This window comes from Nocardioides sp. Kera G14 (genome assembly GCF_020715565.1).
GTDB lineage: Bacteria > Actinomycetota > Actinomycetes > Propionibacteriales > Nocardioidaceae > Nocardioides.
Genome location: NZ_CP085839.1, coordinates 728,344 through 748,668, shown reverse-complemented (window position 1 = coordinate 748,668; position 20,325 = coordinate 728,344). Strand labels below are relative to the sequence as shown.

Here is a 20,325-nt window from a genome sequence, read left to right as displayed (position 1 = left end):
GCGACCGACGACCGGCCGACCCTCAGCGTTCGGGGTTTCCGAACCGCAGAATCTCGCTCACCGGGCGACGTGCCGAACGCGCCACGCGGTGCTCCGGATCCGGGTGGCCGACGGCGATCAGCATGACGATGTTCTCGTGGTCCGGGATGTCCCCACGGTTGCGCAGGTAGCCGCTGCGACGGTTGCGGCTGGCCCAGTTGAGCGGGACCGCCCCGAGGCCCAGGCCGTGGAGCGCGAGCAGCAGCGTCATGGAGAAGAGGCCGCCGTCGATCCAGCCCTGGTTGCGCTCGAGCATGTCCTCGAACGCACGGATGTCGAAGGTCACCACGAAAAGGCCGGGGATGCGGTCGGAGAACCCGCGCGAACCGCTGTGCAGCTTGAGGATGTGCTCGATCCGTTCGGGGTCGTCGTACCAGTGGGCACGCCAGCCCTGGCGGTTGCAGACCGAGGGCGCATAGCCGGCGAGGCGCACGGCCTCGGTGACCAGCTCGCGCGAGACGGGTCGGTCCTCGAAGTGGCGGATGCTGTGGCGCGAGGTGATGAACTGCGCGAGCGTCTCGGGGTCGAGCGGGTTCTGCGGCAGTGAGTCGCCGCGCGGTGCGACGTCGTCGACGCGGACCTGCCCGTCGTTCCACTGCTCCAGTGCCGTCAGGACGGCCCGCGCCTCCTGGGCGTAGAGGGCGTCGTGGTCGGTCTTCGGGTTCTCGAGGACGAGGTTGAGTGCGGGGATCGCCTTGTTACCGAAGGGGTGCTTGGTCGCGCGCAGCGAGAAACCCTTCTCGATGCGGTGGTACTGACGCGTCGCGGAGGCGTCGAGCTGGCGCCCCTCGAGCTCGGAGTAGCGCTCGTTGCCGCCCGGGCGGATCGCGTGCTCGAAGTACCGCTTCGCGTCGAGGGTCATCTCCTCGAGGAGGTCCTCCCAGGGGTCCAGGGCGCCCGCCTCATCGGATGGTCGACGCTTCCAGAACCGCACCGGGCGAGGGTATCCGAAATTCCGTAGTCTTCCGCTGTGACGCTCTATGCCGCCTACGGGGCCAACCTCGACCCGGCGCTCATGGGCGTGCGCTGTCCGCACTCTCCCCTGCAGACGACGGGCTGGCTCGTCGGGTGGCGGCTGACCTTCGGTGGTGAGGAGCACGGCTGGGACGGCGCGCTGCCGACCATCGTCGAGGACCCTGACGCGCAGGTCTTCGTCGCGTTGTACGACGTCACCCCGGCCGACCAGCGCGTGCTGGACGAGTGGGAGGCGCTGGACACCGGCCTCTACCGCCGCACCAAGATCCGCGTCTCGACGCTGACCGGCGACGAACTGGCCTGGACGTATGTGCTCGACGCCTGGGAGGGCGGCCTGCCCTCAGCCCACCTGCTCAGCGTCCTCGCGGATGCGGCCGAGGCGGCGGCTGCGCCGGCCGACTACGTGACGGAGCTGCGTCACCGACCCTGTCGCTCGACCGGCCTCTGAAATCGGCGCGCGAACGCGATAGCGTTCCGCGCGTGAGCGACCCGTACTCCTCTGCCTCCGACGCCGCCGCGAAGCTCGCCGAGATCACCGGCGTCCAGTCCCACGACACCGCCCTCGTGCTGGGCTCCGGCTGGCTTCCCGCCGCCGACCGCCTCGCAGAGGCGGGTTCGGTCAACGCCGAGTTCGAGCGCGCGGAGCTGCCCGGCTTCTCCGACGCGGCGGTCGCGGGGCACTCGGGCAAGATCCGCTCGATCCGCATCCCCGGCCCCTCCGGGGATCTGAACGTGCTCGCGTTCCTCGCCCGCACGCACTACTACGAGGGCAAGGGCGTCGAGGCCGTCGTCCACCCGATCCGCACCGCGGCCCAGGCAGGCGTGAGGAAGATCGTCATCACCAACGGCTGTGGCGGCCTCAACCCCGCCTGGTCCCCCGGCACCCCCGTGCTGATCAGCGACCACATCAACCTGACCGGCGCCTCGCCCCTGGTCGGTGCCAACTTCGTCGACCTCACCGACCTCTACTCCTCACGCCTTCGCTCGATCGCGCGTGACTTGGACCCGTCGTTGGACGAGGGCGTCTACGTCCAGTTCCCCGGCCCGCACTACGAGACCCCTGCCGAGGTGCGGATGGCCGGGATCATCGGCGGCGACCTCGTCGGCATGTCCACTGCGCTCGAGGCGATCGCCGCACGCGAGGCGGGCATGGAGATCCTCGGCATCTCGCTCGTCACCAACCTGGCCGCCGGCATCAGCGACCAGCCGCTCTCGCACCAGGAGGTCATCGACGCCGGCCGTGCCGCGGCGACGCGGATGGGCGACCTGCTGGCGAAGATCGTGCCGCAGCTCTGATGCCCCGCCCCCTGCTGCTGGTCCCCTACGTCGCGCTGACGGTCGCGCACTGCCTGCTCCAGCTAGCCGACGCCGACACGGCGGTGCGGGTCACGCAGGCAGTGCTGATGCCGCTGCTGGCGCTCTGGTTCGTCGCGGCCACGCCGGCGGGACGGATGCGGACACTGGTCCTCGCGGCCCTCGGCTTCTCCTGGCTCGGCGACACGTTGCCGGCCTTCTTCCCGGACGACGACAGTGCGCTGCCGGTCCTGATCGGCTGCTTCCTGCTGGCCCAGGCCTGCTACATCGCTGCCTTCCTCCCGTTGCGGGCTCGTGCCGCGCGGCGTTGGCTGCCGGCGTACGTCGTCGCCTGGATCGCACTGGAGGCGGTGCTTGTGCCGCAGGCCGGTGGCCTCTTCCCGGCGGTGCTCATCTACGGCGCGATGCTGATCGGGATGGCCTACCTGACGACCGGCGTCGCGCGGGTGAGCGCGGTCGGCGGTCTGGTCTTCATGGTGAGCGACTCCATGATCGCGCTGGACGCGTTCGACGTCTGGACCCAACCGGGGCACGACTTCTGGGTCATGGCGACCTACTGCGTCGCGCAGCTCCTCATCACCCTCGGCGTGGTCCGAGTGCTGCGGATAGGTTCTGTCCATGACGACTTCCCCGCTGCTGGAGAACGCGCGAGCCTGGCTGGCTGAGGACCCCGACCCGGCCACCCGCGCCGAGCTCTCCGCCCTGCTGGAGTCGGCCGAGGCGGGCGACGCCGAGGCGGTCGCCGACCTGGAGGACCGCTTCTCCGGCACCCTCGAGTTCGGAACCGCCGGCCTCCGAGGCGCGCTCGGAGCCGGGCCGAACCGGATGAACCGCGTCGTCGTCCTCCGGGCCGCCGCCGGCCTCGCCGCCTATCTGCGCGAGCAGGGCGCGACCGGTCCCGTCGTCATCGGCTACGACGCCCGCCACAACTCCGACGTCTTCGCGCGGGACACCGCCGAGGTCATGACCGGCGCCGGCATCCCTGCGCTGACACTGCCCCGCGCGATGCCGACCCCCGTCCTGGCCAGCGCGATCCTCAAGCTCGGCGCTTCGGCCGGTGTGATGGTCACCGCCAGCCACAACCCGCCGCAGGACAACGGCTACAAGGTCTATCTCGGCGACGGCTGCCAGATCGTCCCGCCGGCCGATGGGGAGATTGCGGCCCACATCACGGCAGTCGGTGCGCTTGCCGACGTCCCGCGTGGCGACAGAGGTGAGCTGATCGACCCGCAGGTCTGGCTGGACTACATCGCTCAGACAGGCCAGGTCCCCCCGGAGGGCGGCCCGCGCTCCCTCGACATCGTCTACACCCCGATGCACGGCGTCGGGCTGGAGACGATGCGGGCGGTCTTCGTGCGCGCGGGCTTCCTCTCGGTCGATGTGGTGCCGGAGCAGGCCGAGCCCGACCCGGATTTCCCGACCGTCGCCTTCCCGAACCCCGAGGAGCCGGGCGCGATGGACCTCGCCTTCGCGCTGGCTCGCGAGAAGGGCGCCGATGTCGTGATCGCCAACGATCCCGATGCGGACCGGTGTGCCGTCGGCGTACCGGATGCGGAGGGGTGGCGGATGCTGCGTGGCGACGAGGTCGGTGCGCTGCTCGGTCACGACCTGCTCTCCCGCGGCGTCAGCGGCACCTACGCCAACTCGATCGTCTCCTCGTCCCTGTTGGGCACGATGGCCCGCGAGGCGGGGCAGCCGTTCGTGGAGACGCTGACGGGGTTCAAGTGGATCGGACGCCTGCCGGGGCTGGCCTTCGGCTACGAGGAGGCACTGGGCTACTGCGTCGACCCGGTGCACGTGAAGGACAAGGACGGCATCAGCGCGGCGGTGCTGATCGCCGACCTCGCCGCGCGGCTCAAGGCACTCGGCTCCTCTCTGTCCGAGCAGCTCGACGAGATCGCGCGCGACTACGGACTGCACGCGACCGACCAGTTGTCGGTCCGGGTCTCGGACCTCTCGTTGATCTCCGACGCCATGTCACGGCTGCGGGCCACTCCCCCGACGACGCTTGCCGGGCGGGCCGTGACCACCGCGACGGACCTCGCCGTCGGCACGGATGAGCTGCCCGCGACGGACGGCCTGCGCTATGACCTCGACGCGGCGCGTGTGATCGTGCGCCCGAGCGGCACGGAGCCGAAGCTCAAGTGCTACCTCGAGGTGAAGGTCCCCGTCACCGGCTCGATCGCCGAGGCGCGAGCGTCGGCGGCCCAGCAGCTCGCCGAGCTCAAGGCCGACATGGAGGCGGCCCTCGGGCTCTGACTCAGAGCAGCGCGAGCACGACGGTCACGACGACCAGCACGCCGAGCGCCACCAGCTCCGGAACGGCCCAGAGCCGGCGTACGGCGTCACCGTCACCGCCCCACCGCTTGGCATCGTCCTGGTGCGAGCGGAGCAGCTCGAGGATGTGGTCGGTGTACTGGTCCGGCCGCGGCGCCTCGCCGCGCTTGGTGCGCAGGTCGCGCATCGGCCGGCCCAGCGACGCGTTGACGTAGCGCTTCTCTCCCACCCACGCCACGAAGACCTGCCGGACCGCAAGGCCGGTGACGCGCGAGAGCGGCACCTCGACCGTCGAGACGATGCCGCGCAGCAGCAGCGTGCGGCCGCGCAGGCCGACGCGCGGGCGCAGCAGGATCAGCCAGACGGCGAGTGCGATGAGCAGGCCCGCGGCGACCCAGGCCAGCGACCCGCTCCCCACCGCGACGACGGCCACGACCACGCCGGTTCCGAGACCCAGCCAGCCGCTGAAGCGTCCGCTGGTCGGGGAGAACCACTGCGTCTCGTCGCCTTCGCCTGCCACGAGTCGAGAGAATAGGCTGTCGTGGTGCCTCTCTCCGCATCCGACGTCGCTCGCTACATCGACCACACGCTGCTCAAGCCGGAGGCCACCCGCGCCGATGTGGAGGCGCTGATCGCCGAGGCCGCCGAGCTCGGCACCTACAGCGTCTGCATCTCCCCCAACATGCTGCCGGTCTCGGTCCCCGAAGGCCTCAAGGTCGCCGTCGTGTGCGGCTTCCCGAGCGGCAAGCACGCCTCCTTCGTCAAGGCCGCCGAGGCTGCGCTCGCCGCCGAGCAGGGCGCCGACGAGATCGACATGGTGATCGACATCGGCGCCGCCAAGGAGAAGCGGTACGACGACGTCCAGGCCGACATCGCCGCCGTCCGCACCGCCGCGCCGGTGCCGGTCGTCCTCAAGGTGATCATCGAGTCCGCCGCGCTCGAGGACGACGAGATCGTCGGTGTCTGCAGGGCCGCGGAGGCTGCGGGCGCGGACTTCGTGAAGACCTCGACCGGTTTCCACCCCACCGGTGGCGCGACCGTGCACGCGGTGACGCTGATGCACGAGACCGTGCCCGGCCTGCAGGTGAAGGCGTCGGGCGGGATCCGCACGATGGCGGACGCCCTCGCGATGATCGAGGCGGGCGCAACGCGGCTGGGCGTCTCAAGCTCGCGCGCGATCCTCGCCGGCGACGCGGCCACGGGCAGCTACTGATCGCTGATGGCGAAGGTCATCGTGCTCGCCGGGCCGTCCGGCGCCGGCAAGTCCCGTCTGGCTGAGCGGCTCGGACTGCCGATCCTGCGGCTGGACGACTTCTACAAGGACGGCGACGACCCCACGCTTCCGCGCATCGCACACGGCCCGAACCAGGGCCTCATCGACTGGGATCACCCCGACTCGTGGCTGCCCTCGGACGCGTTCCGGACGATCGTCGAACTGTGTGAGGTCGGGACTGCCGACGTACCGGTCTACTCGATCCCCGACAACGGCCGGGTCGGCCACCGCCTGCTCGACCTCGTGGGCTCACCGCTCTTCGTCGCCGAGGGGATCTTCGCGCAGGACATCGTCGCCGACTGCCGCGCGGCCGGGATCCTCGGCGGCGCCTACTGCGTGACGCAGCAGCCGATCGTGACCTTCTGGCGCCGGCTGGTGCGCGATCTGCGCGAGCACCGCAAGCCGCCGCTCGTGCTGCTCCGTCGTGGATGGGCCCTCATGCGCGAGCAGGGCGTGGTCGTCACTGACGCCGTCGCCAAGGGCTGCACGGTGGTCTCGCCGCCGGAGGGCTATGTCCTGATCACCAGGATGCTGCCGGCCGCGACCGGCCATGACGGGAGTCGTTGAGCTCCGATGCCCACGATCCACGTCTCCACGCACTGCGATGCGCCCGTCGAGCAGGTCTTCGAGTACGCCGCTGACCACACCAGGGTGCCGGAGTGGTTCTACGGCCTCACCTCGTGGAAGCCGCTCACCGAGCAGACCCGCGGCATCGGTGCGCGGTTCGAGGGCACGGTCCACCTCGGTGCCACCCTCAGGTCGACCGTCGAGGCCGTCGACTTCGTCGAGAACGAGCTGATCGCGATCACGTCGGTCAAGGGTTTTCCCAACGCCTCACGCTGGCAGTTCACGCCGTCGGAGGGCGGGACGCGGGTCGACTGCGAGCTGACCTACGACTTCCCCGGCGGCCTGGCCGGCAAGGCGTTGGCCAAGGTGGTCGAGCCGTTCGTGAAGATCGCCGTCGCGCACGCGACGAAGGAATTCACCGAGCGCGCCGCGGCCCCTCGCTGAGCCCGCCGTCAGGCGCGCAGCGCGTCGTAGCCCGGCAGGATGACGTCCTGGATCAGGCCCATCCGGTCGGGCAGCGGGAGGAAGGCGGCGTGCAGGGCATTGAGGGTGAAGAGCTCGAGGTCGTCGAGGTCGTAGCCGAACGCCTGCACCAGCTTCCACGTCTCCTCGCTCACCGAGGTGTGGGACATCAGCCGGTTGTCCGTGTTGATGGTGACGTTGAAGCCGAGGTCGGCGAGCAGCCCGAACGGGTGCGTCTCGATGGAGGTCGCCCCGGCCGCCCCGGTCTGAAGGTTCGACGTCGGCGCGACCTCGAGGGCGATACCCCGGTCACGCACGTACGACGCCAAGGGGCCGAGCACCCAGCCCGAGCCGTCGACGCCGTCCTCATCGCGCGTGATGTCATCGACGATCCGCACCCCGTGGCCCAGCCGCTCGGCGCCCTGGTAGAGCGCGCCCGCGATCGAGTCGAGGCCGTCGGCCTCACCGGCGTGGATGGTGATGTGGCACAGCTCGTGGCGCAGCATCTCGAACGCCGAGGCCTGCAGGGCCGGCGGGAAGCCGAGCTCCGGCCCGGCGATGTCGAATCCGACGACGCCGTACCCCTTGAAGTCGACGACCGCCCGGGCAGTCTCCTCCCACCGGTCGGCCTGCCGCATGCCGCAGAGCAGCTGGCGGGCAACGATGCCGTACTTGGCGGACGCCTCGTCGTAGCCGGACTGGATCGCCGCGACGACCTGGTCGATGGAGAGGCCGCCGGCGGTGTTGAGCTCCGGCGCTTGGCGGATCTCGGCGTAGACCACGCCATCGCGTGCCAGATCCTCCGCGGCCTCGAAGGCGACGCGGGCCAGCGCGTCCTGGGTCTGCATGACGGCGATGGTGTGCTCGAAGGTCTCGAGGTAGGAGACGAGTGACCCGCTGTCGGCCGAGTCGCGGAACCACGTCTGCAGGCCCTCCAGGTCGTCGGCGGGCAGCTCGTGGCCGATCTCATGGGCGAGCTCCAGGACGGTCGAGGGCCGCAGGCCGCCGTCGAGGTGGTCGTGCAGGACGACCTTGGGGAGCTCGCGGATGGATTCCAGCGCGAGGTCGGGCGTCGTCATGGCTAGGCAATCCTGTCGATCAGCAGCGGTGAAGGGGAGAACGCCGTACCCGAAGAGGCGATGTCGTAACCGCCCTCGAGTGACTCGAGCGCACGGGGCAGCCGGTCGGCGTCGTCGAAGTGCAGGGTGAAGAGCGGTGCGCCGGCGGTGACGGTGTCACCGGGGCGGGCGTGCCACTCGATGCCGGCGCCGAGCGCCAGGGTCTCGCCCTGGCGGGTCCGGCCGGCGCCGAGCCGCCACGCGGCCAGGCCGACGTCCATCGCGTCGAGTCGGGTCAGCACCCCGTCGGCCGGAGCGGCGACGACGTGGGTCTCGGCGGCGACCGGCAGCGGAGCGCCGGGGTCGCCGTCCTGGGCGCGGATCATCGCGTTCCACACGTCCATCGCCCGCCCGTCGGCCAGCACGTCGGCAGGGTCGACGTCGTCGACGCCCGCTCCGAGCAGCATCTCGCGGGCGAGGGCGAGGGTCAGCTCGACCACGTCGGGGGGTCCGCCACCGGCCAGCACCTCGACGGACTCGCGCACCTCGAGGGCGTTGCCCGCAGTGAGGCCGAGCGGCGTGGACATGTCGGTCAGCAGCGCGACCGTGTGCACGCCGGCGTCGGTGCCGAGGTCGACCATCGTCCGGGCGAGCTCTCGCGCATCATCCAGGGACTTCATGAACGCGCCGGTCCCGACCTTCACGTCGAGCACGAGCGAGCCGGTCCCCTCCGCGATCTTCTTGCTCATGATCGAGGAGGCGATCAGCGGGATCGCCTCGACGGTGCCGGTGACGTCACGCAGGGCGTAGAGCTTCTTGTCCGCAGGTGCCAGGCCGGCTCCGGCCGCGCAGATCACGGCGCCGACCGACTCGAGCTGGCGCATCATCTCGTCGTTGGAGAGCGCGGCGCGCCAGCCGGGGATGGACTCCAGCTTGTCGAGCGTGCCCCCGGTGTGGCCCAGACCGCGGCCCGACAACTGCGGCACCGCGACACCGCACGCTGCCACGAGAGGCGCCAGCGGGAGCGTGATCTTGTCGCCGACTCCCCCGGTCGAGTGCTTGTCCGCCGTACGCCGGCTCAGGGACTCGAAGGACATCCGCTCGCCGGTCTCGATCATCGCCTTGGTCCAGCGCGCGATCTCGCGACGGTTCATGCCGTTGAGCAGGATCGCCATGGCGAGGGCCGACATCTGTTCGTCGGCGACGACGCCCTCGGTGTAGTTGCGGATCACCCAGTCGATCTGGCTGTCGGAGAGCTCGCCCTTGTCACGCTTGGCGAGGATGACCTCGATCGCGTCATGCGCGGGAATGGTTGATGTCACGTGACACCGTCACTTTCGAGTAGCCCTTGAGAACGAACGTGCCTCGCGACTCCGCGTCGATGAGATGCAGAGCCGGGAAGCGGCGGATGAGCGCACCCACGGACTCGGTCAGCTCCATGCGTGCCAGCGGCGCGCCCAGGCAGAAGTGGATACCCGCACTGAACGCGAGATGCGGGTTGGGGTCCCGGCCGTGGTCGAACTCGTCGACCGTCGGACCGAACACCGCCGGGTCGCGGTTGGCCGCACCGAGCAGCGCTGCGACCTTCTGGCCCTTGCGCACCTCGACCCCCGCGACGGTGAGGTCCTCGGCTGCCGTGCGCTCGAAGAGCTGGAGTGCGCTGTCGAAGCGGAGCATCTCCTCCACGGTGACGCCGACGTCCTGCACCGGCAGTGTGCTCGGCTTGTTCATGTGCCGGCGCCCGTGCCGCAGCATCGAGACGAGCCCGTTGCCGAAGACGTTGACGCTGGCTTCGTGGCCGGCGTTGAGCAGCAGCACGACGGACGCGACCACCTCGTCCTCGCTCAGGTCGGTGGCGACCAGGTCGCTGATCAGGTCGTCGGCCGGCGTCCGGCGTCGTACGGCGACGAGGTCGCGCACCAGGGCGGCGAAGTCCTCCGCGGCGCGGACGGCGGACGCCACCGTCGCCTCCGACGGCGCAGGCTCGTACATCTTCACGATCGCTTGGGACCAGTCGCGCAGGTCGTCGGCGTGCGAGGCGGGCACGCCGAGGAGCTCCGCGATCACGAGGACCGGCAAGGGCTCGGCGTACGCGGCGATGACGTCGAATCCGGACGGGTCGACCTCGTCGAGCAGCGACGTGGCCAGCGACACCACGCGGGGACGGAGGCGGTCGATGTGGCCGCGGTTGAAGGCGGCTGCGACCGGACGGCGCAGCCGGGTGTGGACCGGTGGCTCGTTCTCCATCATCTGGTTGCGGTGGAGCAGGTTGAACGGCTCCATCACCTCCGCCGGCTGCTTGTCCTTCCAGAGCCGCTGCAGGCGGCGGTCCCGCAGCACCTCGGACGCCGCGGCGTGGGTGAAGGTCAACAAGGTGCCTGCGCCGGCGTCGGTCTCCAGCCACGCCACGGCGTGGCGGGACCGCTCGTCGGCGAAGAGCGGGTACGGGTCGGCGACGAGCGAGGGAGAGCTCAGGTCAAGCGAGGTTGTCGGGGCCGAAGGCATCCGGCAGCACCTCACTCATGGGCTTCACGCCCGACACGGTCCACAGCTCCATCGTGGCACCGCCGTTCTCGAACAAGAGCTGCCGGCAGCGCCCGCACGGCATGATCACGTCGCCGTCACCGTTGACACACACGAAGTGGGTCAACCGCCCGCCACCGGTGAGGTGGAGCTGGGAGACCAGGCCGCACTCGGCGCACAGGCCTACGCCGTACGACGCATTCTCGACGTTGCAGCCCGTGAGGAACCGGCCGTCGTCGGCGATCGCGGCGACGCCGACGCGGTAGCCGGAGTAGGGCGCGTAGGCATGCGCCGCCGCCTCGACGGCCTTGAGCCGCAGCGACTCCCATTCCTGCTCGGTCAACGTGCCCATCAGCCCGCCGATCCCTTGCGGTAGACCTGCCCGTCGGCCGCGGGTGGACGGAGCCGCCCACCGGCGAAGGAGAGCACGATGAGCGTGGCCAGGTACGGCGTCATGCCGGTGAAGTCATCGGGGACCTCGTCGATCAGGAGGTAGATCGCGAGCATCACCAGCGCGAAGACGACCGTGCCGATGGCCTGACCGCGCGAGCGACGCAGGCGGTAGAAGAGGACGGCCGCGATGATCAGCACGATGGCGACGAGGAGCAGCAGGGCGTGGACCGACGCCCCACCCGAGCGCAGCCGGAGCGCGTCGGTGTAACCGAAGAGGCCGGCACCGGTGGCGAGACCGCCGGGGCGCCAGTTGCCGAAGATCATGGCGGCGAGACCGATGTAGCCACGGCCACCGGTCTGACCCTCGCGGTAGACGGTCGCGTCGTTGACCAGGAACGCCCCGGCGAGACCGGCGAGCGCACCGGAGATGATCACGGCGGCGTACTTGTAGAGGTAGACGTCGACACCCAGCGACTCGGCCGCGGCAGGCGCCTCGCCCACCGAGCGGATCCGCAGCCCGAACGTCGTGCGCCACAAGACCCACCACGTCAGGACGAAGAGGAGGGCGGCGATGACGGTGAGGATCGAGAGCTGGCTGACGAAGCCGTCGAGCAGCGCGGCCAGGTCGGAGACGAAGAACCAGTGGTGCGCGGCGAGCTTCCCCAGCCCGTCTGACACGCCCGGGATCGTGATGGACGGCAGCGTGTCGACCGGCGGTGACTGCGTCGGGCCACCCCCCTGCTTTCCGGTGAACCACTGGGCGGCGAGGTACTGGGCCGCGCCGGTGGCGATGATGTTGATCGCGACACCGGAGACGATGTGGTCCACGCCGAAGCTCACGGTCGCGACGGCGTGGAGCAGACCGGCGATCGCGCCGAAGGCGAGGGCGGCGACGACGCCGGCCCACATCCCCCACTGGTAGCCGGCCCACCCGGCTCCGATGGTGCCCATGATCATCATGCCCTCGAGGCCGATGTTGACCACGCCGGCCCGCTCGGCCCACAGGCCACCGAGGCCGGCCAGGCCGATCGGGACGGCCGCACGCAGGGCGGCACGGACGGTGCCGGCCGAGGCCATGTCGTCCGCGTCGCTGACCGTGCGGACGATCGCGATCAGCAGGATCGCGGCCGCGATGAGAAGGAGGATGACGGGCCAGCTCAGCTTCGGACGCTTGATCGTGAGGCTCATGCCGCCACCTCCTGGACCTCGAGCTTGCGCGCGACGGCGCGCTGCTCCGCGGCGTTGTTGACCCGGCGTACGACCTCGTAGGCGACGACGACGGAGAGCACGATGACTCCCTGGATGATGTTGACGATGTCGTTGGAGACGCCGGCCATCAGCTGCAGCTTGTTGGACTGCTCGTTGAGGAAGGCGAAGAGGAACGCCGCGAAGGCGACACCCACCGGGTTGTTCCGTCCCAGCAGGGCCACCGCGATGCCGGCGAAGCCCAGACCGGTCTGGAACGTCAGGCCGTAGTTGTGCTGGTCACCGAAGAGCAGCGGCAGGCCGATCAGGCCCGCGACCGCACCGCTGAGCAGCATCGAGATGACGATCATCCGCTTCACGTTGACGCCGCTGGCGACCGCCGCGGTCTCGGACTGGCCGGTCGCACGGAGGTTGAAGCCGAAGACGGTACGCGAGAGCAGGATCCAGTAGACGACCCCGGCGAGGATCGCCAGGAAGACCAGCGTGTAGATCGTGTTGGGCGCACCCGAGATCCACGACAGCCCCTTGAGCTGGCTGTCGACCGGGATGGTCTTGGTGTGGATGTTGTTGCCGTCGACGACGGCGACCTTGCGCAGCATGTAGGCGACCAGCGCGGAGGCGATCGAGTTGAGCATGATCGTGGTGATCACCTCGCTCACACCGCGAGTGACGCGCAGCAGGCCGGCGATGCCCGCCCAGGCGGCGCCGACCGCCATCGCCACCACGACGGTGAGGACGACGTTCGCCTTGCCCGGAAGCCAGGCCTCCCCCGCGACCCAGGCCGCCACGAACGCGGCGACGCGGTACTGGCCGTCGACGCCGATGTTGAAGAGGTTCATCCGGAAGCCGATCGCGGCCGCGAGGCCCGAGAGGTAGAGCATCGACGCGGAGTTGATCATGTTGACGACGTTGCGTGCCCTCGGCTCGCTGAAGATCGTCGACCACACCTTGCCCACCGGATCGCCGGCGGCGATCAGGACGAGGCTGGTCACGATCATCGCGAAGACGATGGCGAGCACCGGCGCCGCCAGGGTCAGTCCGACCCTGCGGGGATCGAGTTTCATGCGTCTGCTCCGCTGGTGGTTGCGCCGGCGCCGGTCATGGCCGAGCCGAGCTCCTGGGGGGTCACGTTCTGCGGGTCGACGGTCCCGACCAGCCGGCCGCGCAGCATCACGTGGATGGTGTCGGAGAGACCGATCAGCTCGTCGAGGTCGGCGGAGATGAGCAGCACGGCGAGGCCATTGCGCCGTGCGGTCTTGATCGCGTCCCAGATCTGCGCCTGGGCTCCGACGTCGACACCACGGGTCGGGTGCGAGGCGATCAGGAGCGTGGGCTCGCCCGACATCTCACGACCGACGATCAGCTTCTGCTGGTTGCCGCCGGACAGCGCGCGGGCAGTCGTGTCGATGCCGGGCGTGCGGACGTCGTACGCCTCGACGATGCGCTGGGTGTCCTTGCGGGCACCGCGGCGGTCGACGAACGGTCCCGTGCGGTTGGGGCGGCGCGTCTGGTGCCCGAGCATGCGGTTCTCCCAGAGCGGCGCGTCGAGCAGCAGGCCGTGACGGTGTCGGTCCTCCGGGATGTAGCCGATACCGGTCTCGCGTCGTTTCGCCGTGCTCCAGTGCGTGATGTCCTCACCGGCGAGGCTGACGACACCGGTGGTCTTCCGCATGCCCATGATCGCCTCGACGAGCTCGGCCTGGCCGTTGCCCTCGACGCCGGCGATACCGACGATCTCGCCACGGCGGATGACGAAGTCGATGTCGGTGAGCAGGTCGCGGCCGCCGTGCGGGTCGGGCAGGGCGAGGTCACGCACCTCGAGCTCGACCACGTCGGTGACCGTGGAGGACTCGGTGCTCGGGGACGGCAGCTCGGAGCCGACCATGAGCTCGGCCAGCTGGCGCGCGGTCGTCCCCTTCGGATCCGCGGTCGCGACGGTGGTGCCGCGACGCATCACGGTGACGTCGTCGGCGACGGCGAGGACCTCGTCGAGCTTGTGCGAGATGAAGAGGACCGTGAGCCCCTCGGACTTGAGGTCGCGCAGGTTGCCGAAGAGCTCGTCGACCTCCTGCGGGACGAGCACGGCGGTCGGCTCGTCGAGGATGATCGTGCGGGCGCCGCGATAGAGGACCTTGAGGATCTCCACGCGCTGTCGGTCACCGACGCCGAGGTCCTCCACCAGCCGATCGGGGTTGAGGTCGAAGCCGTACGTCGACGCCAGCTCACGGATCCGACCGCGGGCCTTCTCCCCCGAGCCGTAGAGCTTCTCGGCACCGAGGACCACGTTCTCCAGGACGGTCAGGTTGTCGGCCAGCATGAAGTGCTGGAAGACCATGCCGATCCCGGCGGCGATGGCGTCCGCGGGCGAGGAGAACGTCACCGGCCGCCCGTCGATCTCGATCGTGCCGGAGTCGGGCTTCTGGACGCCGTACAGGATCTTCATGAGCGTCGACTTGCCTGCGCCGTTCTCGCCCACCAGGGCGTGGACGGTGCCGCGTCGCACGGTCACGTTGACGTCGTCGTTGGCGATGACGCCGGGGAATCGCTTCCCGATGCCTGTCAGCTTGACCGCAAGGTCAGACACAGTCGACCCCTCCTCCACCTACATACATGCAAGACACGTCGGGCCCGGGGGCAACGCTAGCGCTACCCCCGGGCCCGTCGGGAATGAACTACTTGGTGACCTCGGTGGGAACCGTGATCTCGCCGGAGATGATCTTCGCGGCGTAGTCGTCGAGCTTCGACTTGATGTCGTCGACCTGGCCACCGGAGGTGGAGTAGGCGACACCACCGGACTTGAGGTCGAAGGTCTGCGTGCCGGACAGCGGCTTGCCGTCGACGAACGCCTTGATGAAGTCGTAGACCGCGACGTCGACGTGCTTCTGCATCGACGTGAGGATGAACGGCTTCAGGTCGTCCGAGGCGGTGAGGTACTGGTCGGAGTCGACACCGATGGCCAGGCCACCGGCGGCCTTGGCGGCCTCGAAGACACCCTGACCGGAACCGCCGGCAGCGTGGTAGACGACGTCGGCGCCTTGGTCGAACTGACCGGCCGCGGCCGTCTTGCCCTTGGCCGGGTCACCGAAGCCGGAGAAGTCCGGCGGCTGCGAGAGGTAGGTCGAGAGGACCTTGATGCTCGGGTTGACGGCCTTGGCACCGGCGTCGTAACCGGCCTCGAACTTCTTGATCAGCGGCTCCTCGACGCCACCGACGAAGCCGATGGTGCCGCTCTTGGACTTGAGCGCCGCGGCGGCACCGACCAGGAACGAGCCCTGCTCCTCGGTGAAGAGCAGCGGGACGACGTTGTCGAACGGCTTGCCGTCGGCGTCGACCGGAGCGTCGTCGACGATCGCGAAGCTGGTGTCGGGGTACTGCGGGGCGACCTTGGCGACCGCGGCGTCGTAGGCGAAGCCGACGGCGACGATGGGGTTGTAGCCCGCCTCGGCGAGCTGGACGAGACGGTCCTCCTTGGCCGAGTCGGCCTCGTCGGGCGCAGCCTCGGACTCGGAGGTCTCGATGCCGAACTCGCTCTTGGCCTTGTCGAGGCCGGCGGCGGCCATGTCGTTGAACGACTGGTCGCCACGACCGCCGATGTCATAGGCCATACCGACCTTGATGTCGGACTTGGCGGATGTCGACGACGAGCTGTCGTCGGACGCGGTGTCATCGCTGCTGCCACAGGCCGTGATGGCGAGGGACAGCACGCCGGCCGTGAGGGCGGCAGCGAACTTGGTAGTGCGGCGCAAGACGCCTCCTCGTGCTCTACAGCCCCTCCTACGCGGGGGCTCATCGGGGAACCTTAGAAGCAACTGAGCGTCGGGCGGTGCCTTCTGACCGTGACGACACCAACTTGTTACGAATCCTGCGCCAAATGCAGTCCGCTGAAACAGGCGTTTCCTAATCCGCGGTGTCAAAGGCCTCGAGCAGGCGGTCGGCGGCGACCGTCGCGGGCATCTCACCGGCGAGAACCTCGGCACTGAGGGTCTCCCGGATCGCCCGCACGGCCGGCGAGTGCCGCAACCGCTGTTCCAGCTCGTCACGCACCAGTGCCCAGGTGAAGTCGAGCTGCTGCCGCGCCCGCTTCTCCGCCAGCCCGGCCTCGCCGAGGTGGTCGCGGTGCGCGACGACCTGCTCCCACACCCCGTCGACGCCGTCGTCGTTGAGGCCGCTCGCCGTGACGACGGGCGGCGTCCACGACTCCATGCCGCGGACCAGCCGCAGCGCGCCGGACAGCTCGCGGGCGGCGCCCCGGGCCTCCCGCTGGCGGTCGCTGTCGCCGGGGTCGGCCTTGTTGACCGCGATCACGTCGGAGATCTCGAGGATTCCCTTCTTGATCCCCTGCAACTGGTCGCCGGTGCGGGCGATCGTGAGGAAGAGGAAGGTGTCGACCATCCCCGCGACCGTCACCTCGGACTGACCGACGCCGACCGTCTCGACCAGGATGACGTCGTACCCGGCGGCCTCGAGGACAGCCATCGCCTGCACGGTCGCCCGCGCCACTCCCCCGAGCGTGCCCGCGGAGGGTGAGGGGCGGATGAAGGCGTTCGGGTCGACGGCGAGCCGCGACATGCGGGTCTTGTCGCCGAGGACGGAGCCCCCGGTGCGGACGCTGGAGGGATCCACCGCCAGTACGCCGACCTTGTGGCCCTGACTCGTCAGGCGGGTGCCCAGCGCCTCGATGAACGTGGACTTCCCGACCCCCGGCACGCCGGAGATCCCGACGCGAACCGCGTCACCCGCCGGCAGGTGCGTGAGCAGCTCCCGCGCCTGCGCACGGTGCTTCGGCGCCGTGGACTCGACCAGCGTGATCGCTCGCGAGACCGCCGCCCGCCGGCCTGCGGCGACGCCCTCGACAAGCTCCTGGACGGGTGCGCTCGGCGGCTTCTCGGAGGTCGGCACGGGGGCCAGTCTGACATGCCGCGGTCGGGGTACCCGGTTGCCATGACGACCCACCAGAGCTCGCCGGCGGTGCCGATGCTGAGCACCCGGCGTGCCGTCCTCAACACCCTGCGGGGGTCACTGGGGAACCTCGTCGAGTGGTACGACGTCTACGTCTACACCGTCTTCGCCAGCTACTTCGAGGACCGCTTCTTCGGTGGCGATGAGCCGAATGCCGGGATCTACACGATGGCGATCTTCGCCGTGACGTTCGTGATGCGCCCCGTCGGCTCGTGGTTCTTCGGTCGGTACGCCGACCGCCACGGCCGGCGCCCCGCGCTGGTCTTCAGCGTCTCGCTCATGGCGCTCGCCTCGCTCGTGATCGCCGTGACACCGGGTCGCTCCACGATCGGCGCCGCGTCGGTCGTGATCCTGGTGCTCTGCCGGCTGCTGCAGGGCTTCGCCACCGGCGGCGAGTACGGCACCTCGGCGACGTACATGTCGGAGGCGGCGACGCCGACCCGGCGCGGCTTCTTCTCCTCCTTCCAGTACGTGACGCTCGTCGGCGGTCAGGTGCTCGCACAGCTGGTGCTGCTCGTCCTACAGTCGGTGCTCACCGACGACCAGCTGGAGAGCTACGGCTGGCGGATCGCCTTCGGGATCGGCGCCCTCGCCGCGGTCGTCGTGCTGTGGCTTCGCCGCTCGATGGACGAGTCGCTGCCCGAGTCGGCGACGGAGGGCGAGGCAGCGACCCGTCGCGGCTCGTTGCGCGAGCTCCTCGTCACCTATCCCAAGCCGCTGTTGATCTGCTTCCTGATCACGATGGGCGGCACGATCGCCTTCTACACCTACAGCGTCAACGGCCCCTCGGCGGTGAAGGCCAGCTTCGCCGAGGACGGCCGGACCGGCACCTGGATCAACCTGATCGCCCTGATCGTGCTGATGCTGCTCCAGCCGCTCGGTGGCCTGATCAGTGACCACGTCGGCCGCAAGCCGCTGCTGGTCTTCTTCGGCATCGGCGGCGTGCTGTGGACCTACTACCTCGTCACCCACCTCGCCTCGGTGCACTCGATCCCCGGCGCCTTCGCGATACTGATCGTCAGCTACGTGATCCTCACCGGCTATACCTCGATCAACGCCGTGGTGAAGGCGGAGCTCTTCCCTGCGCACATCCGCGCGCTCGGCGTCGGCGTCGGCTACGCGCTCGGCAACTCGGTCTTCGGCGGAACGGCTCCGGTCATCTACGAGGCCGCCAAGAAGGCCGGTCACGTCCCGGAGTTCGCGTGGTACGTCGTGGGCTGCATCGCCGTCTCGCTGGTGGTCTACGCCTTCGTCCTCCGGAACCGCGCCGAGACGCACCTGGACCGGGACGCCCACCGGACACAGCTCACACGAGCTGCTGCGACTCCTCGTCAGTGAGCAGCCGCGAGCGGATCAGGAACCGGATGCCCATCGGCGCCTCGAGTGAGAAGCCCGCGCCACGACCGGGCACGACGTCGATCGTGAGGTGGGTGTGGGACCAGTAGGCGAACTGCTCCCGCGACATCCACACCTCCACCGGCTCGACGTTCTCCCCGCCACCCACGTCGAGGGTGCCGAGGAGCACGTCGGAGTCGCCGGTGAGGAACTCGCCGTGCGGGAAGCACATCGGCGCCGAGCCGTCACAGCAGCCGCCTGACTGGTGGAACATCACGCGGCCGTGATCGGCCTGCAGCCGACGTACGACGTCGACGGCTGCAGGCGTGATCGCGACCCGCTCAGGCATCAGAAGAAGCCCTGCGCGCTGGTGGAGTAGGAGACGAGGAGGTTCTTCGTCTGCTGGTAGTGGTCGAGCATCATGGCGTGGTTCTCGCGGCCGATGCCGGAGGACTTGTAGCCGCCGAAGGCCGCGTGCGCCGGATAGGCGTGGTAGTTGTTCGTCCACACCCGACCGGCCTGGATCTCGCGACCGGCGCGGTAGGCCGTGTTCATGTCGCGCGACCAGACACCGGCACCGAGGCCGTAGAGGGTGTCGTTGGCGATGCTCATCGCGTCGTCGAAGTCGTTGAAGCTCGTGACGGAGACGACCGGGCCGAAGATCTCCTCCTGGAAGATCCGCATCGAGTTCTTGCCCTCGAAGATCGTCGGCGCGACGTAGAAGCCGTCCGTCAGGTCGCCGCCGAGATCGACGCGTTCGCCGCCGGTGATGATCCGGGCGCCCTCGTCCTGTCCGATCTGGATGTAGGACAGGATCTTCTCGAGCTGGTCGTTGCTGGCCTGCGCGCCGATCATCGTGGCGTCGTCGAGCGGGTTGCCCTGGACGATCCTCTTCGTGCGGTCGGTGGCCGCCGAGAGGAAGAGGTCGTAGATCGAGCTCTGGATCAGGCCGCGGCTCGGGCAGGTGCAGACCTCGCCCTGGTTGAGCGCGAACATCGCGAAGCCCTCGAGCGCCTTGTCCTGGAAGGCGTCGTCGACGGCCATCACGTCCTCGAAGAAGATGTTGGGGCTCTTGCCACCGAGCTCGAGCGTGACGGGGATGAGGTTCTGGCTGGCGTACTGCATGATCAGCCGGCCCGTCGTGGTCTCACCGGTGAAGGCGATCTTGCGGATCCGGTTGGACGAGGCCAGCGGCTTGCCGGCCTCGACGCCGAAGCCGTTGACGACGTTGAGGACACCGGCCGGGAGGAGGTCGGCGATCAGCTCGACGAGGACGAGGATGGAAGCCGGGGTCTGCTCCGCAGGCTTGAGTACGACGGCGTTGCCGGCCGCCAGCGCGGGCGCGAGCTTCCATGTCGCCATCAGGATCGGGAAGTTCCACGGGATGATCTGGCCGACCACACCGAGGGGCTCCTGGAAGTGGTAGGCGACGGTGTCGTCGTCGATCTGGGAGAGGTGGCCCTCCTGGGCGCGGATCGCGCCGGCGAAGTAGCGGAAGTGGTCGACGGCGAGCGGCAGGTCGGCGGCCTTCGTCTCGCGGACCGGCTTGCCGTTGTCCCACGTCTCGGCGACGGCCAGCATCTCGAGGTTCTCCCCGATCCGGTCGGCGATCTTGTTGAGGATGTTGGCCCGCTCGGCGACCGAGGTCTTCCCCCAGGCGGGCGCGGCCCTGTGGGCTGCGTCGAGGGCGAGCTCGATGTCCTCCGCGGTCCCGCGGGCGACCTCACAGAAGGTCTTGCCGTTGACCGGCGACGGGTTCTCGAAGTACTGACCCTTGACCGGGGCGACCCACTCGCCGCCGATCCAGTTCTCGTAGCGGGGCTTGAAGGAGACGACGCTCCCATCGGTCCCGGGCTGTGCGTAGACGCTCATCTGGCACTCCATCGTGCAACGTGGCTCGGGCACCGTGCCCGGCCCCGCTGACGCTAGGCACGCGAGGGTTGC

At 69.5% G+C, this 20,325-nt stretch carries 21 protein-coding genes; 8 read left to right on the top strand and 13 right to left on the bottom strand.

Translation table 11 applies throughout. From position 1 onward, the window contains the following. Window positions 1–22 precede the first annotated feature (22 nt). Entirely contained in the window at window positions 23–973 is a 951-nt protein-coding gene (locus tag LH076_RS03730) for a nitroreductase family protein (RefSeq protein ID WP_227782659.1), read from the bottom strand. 36 nt (window positions 974–1,009) lie between these two features. Here LH076_RS03730 and LH076_RS03725 point away from each other — a divergent pair, with 36 nt between their 5' ends. Genes LH076_RS03725 through LH076_RS03710 form a run of 4 tightly spaced genes read left to right on the top strand, consistent with a single transcriptional unit; the run spans window position 1,010 to window position 4,587 of the window. After that, a complete protein-coding gene (locus LH076_RS03725; protein ID WP_227782658.1) occupies window positions 1,010–1,462 on the top strand; it encodes a gamma-glutamylcyclotransferase family protein in 453 nt (150 codons plus the stop codon). A 32-nt stretch (window positions 1,463–1,494) separates the two neighbouring features. Next, entirely contained in the window at window positions 1,495–2,310 is an 816-nt protein-coding gene (locus LH076_RS03720) for a purine-nucleoside phosphorylase (RefSeq protein WP_227782657.1), read from the top strand. Continuing rightward, window positions 2,310–2,993: a lysoplasmalogenase gene (locus LH076_RS03715; RefSeq protein ID WP_227782656.1), complete on the top strand. Its 684-nt coding sequence runs from the start codon at window positions 2,310–2,312 to the stop codon at window positions 2,991–2,993. The genes LH076_RS03720 and LH076_RS03715 overlap by 1 nt, the downstream gene beginning before the upstream one ends. Next, entirely contained in the window at window positions 2,947–4,587 is a 1,641-nt protein-coding gene (locus tag LH076_RS03710) for a phospho-sugar mutase (protein WP_227782655.1), read from the top strand. Before LH076_RS03715 ends, LH076_RS03710 begins: the two co-directional genes overlap by 47 nt. A 1-nt stretch (window position 4,588) precedes the next feature. On the opposite strand, the gene LH076_RS03705 is transcribed toward LH076_RS03710, so the two are convergent. After that, the gene (locus tag LH076_RS03705) at window positions 4,589–5,125 is read right to left on the bottom strand and encodes a hypothetical protein (RefSeq protein WP_227782654.1); all 537 of its coding nucleotides are present in this window, start codon (window positions 5,123–5,125) and stop codon (window positions 4,589–4,591) included. 24 nt (window positions 5,126–5,149) lie between these two features. Here LH076_RS03705 and deoC point away from each other — a divergent pair, with 24 nt between their 5' ends. Genes deoC through LH076_RS03690 form a run of 3 tightly spaced genes read left to right on the top strand, consistent with a single transcriptional unit; the run spans window position 5,150 to window position 6,889 of the window. Beyond that, on the top strand, window positions 5,150–5,818 hold the full coding sequence (deoC, locus tag LH076_RS03700; RefSeq protein ID WP_227782653.1) for a deoxyribose-phosphate aldolase: 669 nt from the start codon (window positions 5,150–5,152) through the stop codon (window positions 5,816–5,818). 6 nt (window positions 5,819–5,824) lie between these two features. Continuing rightward, a complete protein-coding gene (locus tag LH076_RS03695; RefSeq protein WP_227782652.1) occupies window positions 5,825–6,445 on the top strand; it encodes an ATP-binding protein in 621 nt (206 codons plus the stop codon). A gap of 6 nt (window positions 6,446–6,451) precedes the next feature. Next, window positions 6,452–6,889 carry an SRPBCC family protein gene (locus LH076_RS03690; RefSeq protein WP_227782651.1) on the top strand — a complete coding sequence of 146 codons (438 nt, stop codon included), beginning with the start codon at window positions 6,452–6,454 and terminating at the stop codon, window positions 6,887–6,889. 8 nt (window positions 6,890–6,897) lie between these two features. On the opposite strand, the gene LH076_RS03685 is transcribed toward LH076_RS03690, so the two are convergent. From LH076_RS03685 to meaB, 9 genes are all read right to left on the bottom strand, one after another. Then, window positions 6,898–7,986, bottom strand: a complete 1,089-nt coding sequence (locus tag LH076_RS03685) for an adenosine deaminase (protein WP_227782650.1) — start codon at window positions 7,984–7,986, stop codon at window positions 6,898–6,900. A gap of 2 nt (window positions 7,987–7,988) precedes the next feature. Further along, window positions 7,989–9,287 (bottom strand): thymidine phosphorylase, encoded by a 1,299-nt coding sequence (locus LH076_RS03680; RefSeq protein WP_227782649.1) that lies wholly within the window; start codon window positions 9,285–9,287, stop codon window positions 7,989–7,991. Next, entirely contained in the window at window positions 9,262–10,470 is a 1,209-nt protein-coding gene (locus LH076_RS03675) for a cytochrome P450 (protein ID WP_227782648.1), read from the bottom strand. Before LH076_RS03675 ends, LH076_RS03680 begins: the two co-directional genes overlap by 26 nt. Next, window positions 10,442–10,840 (bottom strand): cytidine deaminase, encoded by a 399-nt coding sequence (locus tag LH076_RS03670; RefSeq protein WP_227782647.1) that lies wholly within the window; start codon window positions 10,838–10,840, stop codon window positions 10,442–10,444. Before LH076_RS03670 ends, LH076_RS03675 begins: the two co-directional genes overlap by 29 nt. Continuing rightward, entirely contained in the window at window positions 10,840–12,069 is a 1,230-nt protein-coding gene (locus tag LH076_RS03665) for an ABC transporter permease (protein WP_227782646.1), read from the bottom strand. The genes LH076_RS03670 and LH076_RS03665 overlap by 1 nt, the downstream gene beginning before the upstream one ends. After that, on the bottom strand, window positions 12,066–13,151 hold the full coding sequence (locus tag LH076_RS03660) for an ABC transporter permease (RefSeq protein WP_227782645.1): 1,086 nt from the start codon (window positions 13,149–13,151) through the stop codon (window positions 12,066–12,068). The genes LH076_RS03665 and LH076_RS03660 overlap by 4 nt, the downstream gene beginning before the upstream one ends. Next, on the bottom strand, window positions 13,148–14,671 hold the full coding sequence (locus tag LH076_RS03655) for an ABC transporter ATP-binding protein (protein ID WP_227782644.1): 1,524 nt from the start codon (window positions 14,669–14,671) through the stop codon (window positions 13,148–13,150). Before LH076_RS03655 ends, LH076_RS03660 begins: the two co-directional genes overlap by 4 nt. 88 nt (window positions 14,672–14,759) lie before the next feature. Further along, window positions 14,760–15,833: a BMP family lipoprotein gene (locus LH076_RS03650; protein WP_227782643.1), complete on the bottom strand. Its 1,074-nt coding sequence runs from the start codon at window positions 15,831–15,833 to the stop codon at window positions 14,760–14,762. 151 nt (window positions 15,834–15,984) lie between these two features. Continuing rightward, a complete protein-coding gene (gene meaB / locus LH076_RS03645) occupies window positions 15,985–16,986 on the bottom strand; it encodes a methylmalonyl Co-A mutase-associated GTPase MeaB (protein WP_227782642.1) in 1,002 nt (333 codons plus the stop codon). A 42-nt stretch (window positions 16,987–17,028) separates the two neighbouring features. On the opposite strand from meaB, the gene LH076_RS03640 reads away from it, so the two are divergent. Next, a complete protein-coding gene (locus LH076_RS03640) occupies window positions 17,029–18,384 on the top strand; it encodes an MFS transporter (protein WP_227782641.1) in 1,356 nt (451 codons plus the stop codon). Here LH076_RS03640 and LH076_RS03635 read toward each other — a convergent pair. Both LH076_RS03635 and LH076_RS03630 read right to left on the bottom strand, forming a co-directional pair. Continuing rightward, window positions 18,353–18,730: a DUF779 domain-containing protein gene (locus tag LH076_RS03635; protein ID WP_227782640.1), complete on the bottom strand. Its 378-nt coding sequence runs from the start codon at window positions 18,728–18,730 to the stop codon at window positions 18,353–18,355. The two genes, LH076_RS03640 and LH076_RS03635, sit on opposite strands and share 32 nt — an antisense overlap. Next, window positions 18,730–20,253: an aldehyde dehydrogenase family protein gene (locus LH076_RS03630; RefSeq protein ID WP_227782639.1), complete on the bottom strand. Its 1,524-nt coding sequence runs from the start codon at window positions 20,251–20,253 to the stop codon at window positions 18,730–18,732. Before LH076_RS03630 ends, LH076_RS03635 begins: the two co-directional genes overlap by 1 nt. Between the last annotated feature and the right edge of the window lie 72 nt (window positions 20,254–20,325).